The following is a 5,121-nucleotide window of genomic DNA, read 5'->3' as shown; positions in this document are numbered from 1 at the left end:
CCGGTTTTCATTCAATCATTTGAAACAACGAATCTCCAACAACTAGATCGATTGACGGATTTGCCGCTAATTCAGTTACTCAGCAATACCGGCAAGCCTTACGATCTCGCAGTTGCAGGCGATCCTCGTACTTATCAAGATTTAATTTCACCAGCTGAATTAGCCAAAATAGCCGCATATGCTGATGGTATTGGGCCAGATAAACGAGCGATCGTACCAGTGGACGAACACGGGAGATTGTTATCGCCTACATCTTTAATTATAGATGCTCATGCTGTCGGTTTGTTGGTGCATCCTTACACTTTTCGCAATGAAGCGCAGTTCTTAGCACCAGATTACCATAATAACCCAGAAGCCGAGTACGAGCAGTTTTTTCATCTCGGTGTAGATGGATTGTTTACTGATTTTACCGATACGGCTGTTCGCGTTTTACAACGCATTAGGGGAAGGGGCTAGGGGCTAGGGGCTAGGGAAGAGGGAGAGGGAAGAAGAGGGAGAGGAAAATTTTTGAGTTTTGAGTTTTGAGTTTTGACTTTTAACTTTTGATTTTATAGCCCAAGTACCCCTAATCCCTCTCTTCCCCTAGCCCCTAGCCCCTAGTCCCTAGCCTCTTCCCGTTGCATTCGGCGCACATCAGCAATAACTTCTCTAACTGTTTTGGCATTAGGAGATTTGAGGCGATCGAATATTTCCAAAGTGGACTGCAAATAAACGAGTGCTGTGAAGAAATCGCCCTGGGATGCTAACAGTTGACCTAGCATTCCCATTGTGGTAGCTTTGCCCTCAATATTAGTGCTTTGTTCTCGGAATTGTAAGGATTGTCGATATAGTTCGATCGCATCCTCAACTCTACCCATTTGTTGATATAATTCACCTAACTGGTGCAATGTGTCCGCTTGACCTTCGATATCGCCAATACCTGCTTTTAGTTGTAGAGATTGCCGATATAAATCGTTGGCTGTTTCTATTTGTCCGTGATGGGCGTAGATAACTGCCAAACAATGTAATGTGGAGCTTTGACCCTGGATATCGTTGATACTTTCTTTGAGCGCCAGAGACTCTCCAAATAGCTCGATCGCATTCTCAACTTCTCCCTGATTTGCGATCAGGATTGCTAGCTGGTGCAGCGTCGTCGCTTGACCCTGGATATCATTTATACTTTCTTTAAGCTGGATTGATTCCTGACACATAGCGATCGCATCTTTAACTTGGCCTTGATTCGCCTTCACCATTGCCAAAGAATGCAGCGTTTCCGCTTGTGTTTCCACATCGCCAATGCTTTTTGCCAATTTCAGAGATTGCTCGAACAAAGCGATCGCTTTCTTCATTTCTCCCTTGTTGGCTTTTAGCGTCGCCATCTGGTATAATATAGTTGCTACACCTTCCGTATCGCCGAGTCGATCGTATAGTTTTTGGCACTGTTCGTAAAGACGGATCGCCTCATCGATTTTCCCTTGGTTGGCTTTGAGAATTGCCATTTGATACAACTTCTCTGCCTTCCCTTCAGTATCGTTCCTGCGATCGTCCGCTTCTAGTGCTTGCTGTAAAACAGCGATCGCTTGCTCGATTTGTGTTTGTTGGGCATTGCGGTTGACCATGCTTGCCGATTCTTTTCCTTCAGATATCCTATCTGTGTTTGTTTACAGGATTAACGTACTGTGCGAGTACGATCGCTGTATGGCATTTGTTTAACTAATGTATGTACTTCGCATTTTTATAATTTTTCACCAGTCTATAGGAGCATCCTGAATGTAAAATTTTAGAAGTTGCTCCTACCTAAAGATTATTCTACTCACATCTCAGCATCCGCAAATCTTAATTTAATCCAAAATTATTCTGTATAAATCAGATCGCGTTCGGTGACATCGGTTGAGTATGTTTGGAGCAGAGAAGCATTTCGGCGACAATTGCTTTCTCAAAACTAAGAGATATTATACCGGGATGCTTCCCCCTCCCCTTACACAACGAATATAAACAAACTTGATATCGCAAATGGCAAGCGGCGAGACACTGTACGGGTGCGGTAATCTCCTCCCTGCACCTGGGATTGGCAGCATAATGAAAACGCTATATTAAGTAATGTAAAGGTACGATCGCAAATCAGAGTCAAAACAAATGGGCATATTCGGATTCGGTAAAAAACTGAGCCTACCCACACCAGAACAAGCATTGCCGGGACGTGGGGAAACCATGCCAGTACCCGCGAAACACTTCGTCAACGGCAATCCGCTCAAACCTCCTTTTCCCGACGGTATGCAAATGGCAATGTTCGGCTTGGGGTGTTTTTGGGGTGCAGAACGCAAATTCTGGCAGCTTAACGGAGTTTACAGCACCGCAGTCGGTTATGCAGCCGGGATCACACCCAACCCCACCTATCAAGAAGTATGTACGGGGATGACGGGACATAATGAAGTTGTTTTGGTTGTTTTTGACCCCAAAGTTGTCAGTTACGAAGAACTTTTGAAAGCTTTCTGGGAAAGTCACGACCCCACCCAAGGAATGCGTCAGGGTAACGATGTTGGCACTCAATACCGTTCCGGTATTTATGTTTACTCGGATGAGCAAAGAAAGTTAGCCGAAGCATCGCGAGACGCTTATCAAAAAGCGCTCAAGGCATCAAATTACGGTAAAATTACTACAGAGATAATTGATGCGCCTGAGTTTTATTACGCGGAAGGTTACCATCAGCAATATCTGGCTAAAAATCCGGGTGGGTATTGCGGTTTAGGCGGTACGAAGGTTTGTTTCCCCGGTATGGCGGAAACAGCGGTGAAGTAGTCTGAATTTGGTACGTAGTTGGGCTTTAGCCCTCTTTTAAGGCTAAAGCCCAACTACATACCTAAAGTCATAGCCCGCCTGCGATTCAAATCGCAGCGTCATAGCGAAAGTCCACTGAAGTGGACTGAAATTATTGAGCGGAATGTCTAATTGCATCAGTTTGTAAGAGTGATGGGAAAGATTATTTGTGGGAATTAGGGGTTAGTTTTTTACCGCAGATAAAGGCAGATGAACGCAGATGAACGCAGATACAGCATATTGCAGGTAAATGAGGTACAGGCTATGTGGATAGATCCCCGACTTCTCTAAGAAGTCGGGGATCTGTGTACCTCACTGACCTGCAAAGCGCTGTAAGAAAGCGATTTTTTTAGGTAACTGATGCTAGCGGATATTCTATCTATAACGCTGTGTCAAGTTTTGATACTAATATTCAATGCAGGTAGAGATACGGTTTCTAAGTTTTCCATTGCTAAATGTTGACTGGCGTGCTGAATGTCTAAACCTACGATGTTTCGTTCTGCGTCAAAGTCAACTACTATGCCATCGGCGATTTCTTCGGAATCAGTACTTGGTTTTTCGCTTAAATCTATATAGAGAGAATCTGTTTCTGGATAGTATTGTAGTTTCATAGTTTAAAGTTAAGATCGAGAAAAGCATTATGTCAGGTTTCTTTAAAAAAACGTACAAAATTAAAACATTAAATTCCCACCATCCCCTGCACTCTGGCGATGATTCTCCGAACTGTTTCGGCGTCGGGAGATTTGAGGCGCTGCAATATTTCCAGAGATTGCTGTAAATAGTTTAGTGCTGTGTCAAAATCTCCTAACTCATCTGCTAATAATTGTCCCATCATTGCCAAAGTTATCGCCTTACCTCGAAGATTGCCAATCCGTTCTTTTAATTCCAGAGATTGCTGATAAAATGCGATCGCATCCTCTACTTCCCCGCGATTGGCATAGATACCTGCCAGTTGGTGCAACGTCGCCGCTTTACCTTGAAGATTGCCAATCCGTTCATTTAATTCCAGAGATTGCTGATAAAATGCGATCGCATCCTCTACTTCCCCGCGATTGGCATAGATATTTGCCAGATTGTGAATAATCGCAGCTTTTTCTTGTTCTTCTTCAGGAGGACAACTGTCTAAAGCTTGTTGATAGTGTACCAAAGCTCGATCCACATCACCCAATTGTTTCTCAGAATTAGCTAAGTTATGAAAAATGCGATAATCTTCCACAATATCTAAAGTATCTTGGCAAGTCTTGACAGCTTCCCGAAATCGACTTTGATTATTCCATCGACTTGTCAACTTATCTGCCATTTCCACCGCAATCTTTTCTGCCTTACCCAACAACGCCAAGCGATGAATCTCCACCCTTTGTTCCTCAGTTGCAGATTGCGCCTCCTCCCACCAAAAACGATACAACACCTCTGCCGCTTGCCGATATAAAACTTCCTCATATTCCAACAATGGCAACGGCAAAATGCGCGGCACTCTTAAAGCATCATCCGTTCCAACTGACAACAATCCTAAAGCAATAGCGCGTTCGATATGCTGCTTCACCTTGGCAATCTTCGCGCCAATGGTTTCTAATGCTGCTGGCGGTACTGGCAAATCAAACATCAATCCCAGTTGCAACATTTCCCGCAACTCCCCATCCATTATATCCAGCAACGCCTTAGCTAAAACCTTCTCGCGCAAATCAACTTTTTTCCCTTCCAACTGACTTAAAATTTCCGAAACATCCTCAATCGAAAGTCGATCCACTCCTGCGCGATTCATCGCCTCTCTACTCGTCGCATCTCGCAACAGCTTATCCATCCATTCCAACAAACGCGGATTGCCATCTGCCAGAGTTTTCGCCTTTGTTTGCAATTCCCCATTTACCTGCGATTTGTCATCAAACGCATCGAGGCGATCGCATTTTTTCCGCCAATCTGCACCCCGCATTCCATCCAAAGGTTGCTTGTAGAAACATCGCAACCAAGAAAATTCAAACTCATAACGACTGGTAATAATTACGCGATGAGGTGCTTGAGTATCCCAAATCGCACTTACCAACGCTTCTAATATTTCTGCTGCTTCTGCTGAGGGGATAAATCCACCATCTCGCGCTGATAAATTCAATTCAAAATCATCTAAAACCAACAACAAAGGTTTCGATTTCTCAATAACTTCCAGATAACGAAACACTTGCCGCAATTTCCATTCCAAAGTTTCATTTTGCGCTTGCAAAATTTCTCGCAATGTGGTATTGTAATCCAAACATTTCGTCAGTTCTTTGACTAACTTCGCCTCATCAATTTTCCCCACCAAAACAATCGTCTCAAAATTGGGGATGCGAT

Annotated in this window: 5 protein-coding genes; 2 read left to right on the top strand and 3 right to left on the bottom strand. The window is 43.8% G+C overall.

Annotated features, from left to right (window positions below; genetic code table 11):
• Positions 1-456 (top strand): glycerophosphodiester phosphodiesterase family protein (locus H6S82_RS17315; RefSeq protein WP_277926469.1); only part of this gene is annotated, 456 nt, incomplete at its 5' end.
• A 140-nt stretch (positions 457-596) separates the two neighbouring features.
• Here the strand turns inward: H6S82_RS17315 and H6S82_RS17310 are convergent.
• Positions 597-1,598: a tetratricopeptide repeat protein gene (locus H6S82_RS17310; protein WP_190474433.1), complete on the bottom strand. Its 1,002-nt coding sequence runs from the start codon at positions 1,596-1,598 to the stop codon at positions 597-599.
• Positions 1,599-2,115: 517 nt separating this feature from the next.
• On the opposite strand from H6S82_RS17310, the gene msrA reads away from it, so the two are divergent.
• The gene (msrA, locus tag H6S82_RS17305) at positions 2,116-2,778 is read left to right on the top strand and encodes a peptide-methionine (S)-S-oxide reductase MsrA (protein ID WP_190474431.1); all 663 of its coding nucleotides are present in this window, start codon (positions 2,116-2,118) and stop codon (positions 2,776-2,778) included.
• A 410-nt stretch (positions 2,779-3,188) separates the two neighbouring features.
• Here the strand turns inward: msrA and H6S82_RS17300 are convergent, their stop codons facing one another.
• Both H6S82_RS17300 and H6S82_RS17295 read right to left on the bottom strand, forming a co-directional pair.
• On the bottom strand, positions 3,189-3,407 hold the full coding sequence (locus tag H6S82_RS17300; protein ID WP_190474430.1) for a DUF2283 domain-containing protein: 219 nt from the start codon (positions 3,405-3,407) through the stop codon (positions 3,189-3,191).
• A gap of 68 nt (positions 3,408-3,475) precedes the next feature.
• Positions 3,476-5,121, bottom strand: a 1,646-nt coding sequence (locus tag H6S82_RS17295; RefSeq protein ID WP_191056468.1) for a tetratricopeptide repeat protein, incomplete at its 5' end; no start/stop codon positions are given.

This window comes from Planktothrix sp. FACHB-1355 (assembly GCF_014748295.1).
Taxonomy (GTDB): Bacteria; Cyanobacteriota; Cyanobacteriia; order Cyanobacteriales; family Aerosakkonemataceae; genus Aerosakkonema; species Aerosakkonema funiforme_A.
Note: the sequence above shows the minus strand (reverse complement) of the source record. Positions and strands in the feature narration are given on the sequence as shown.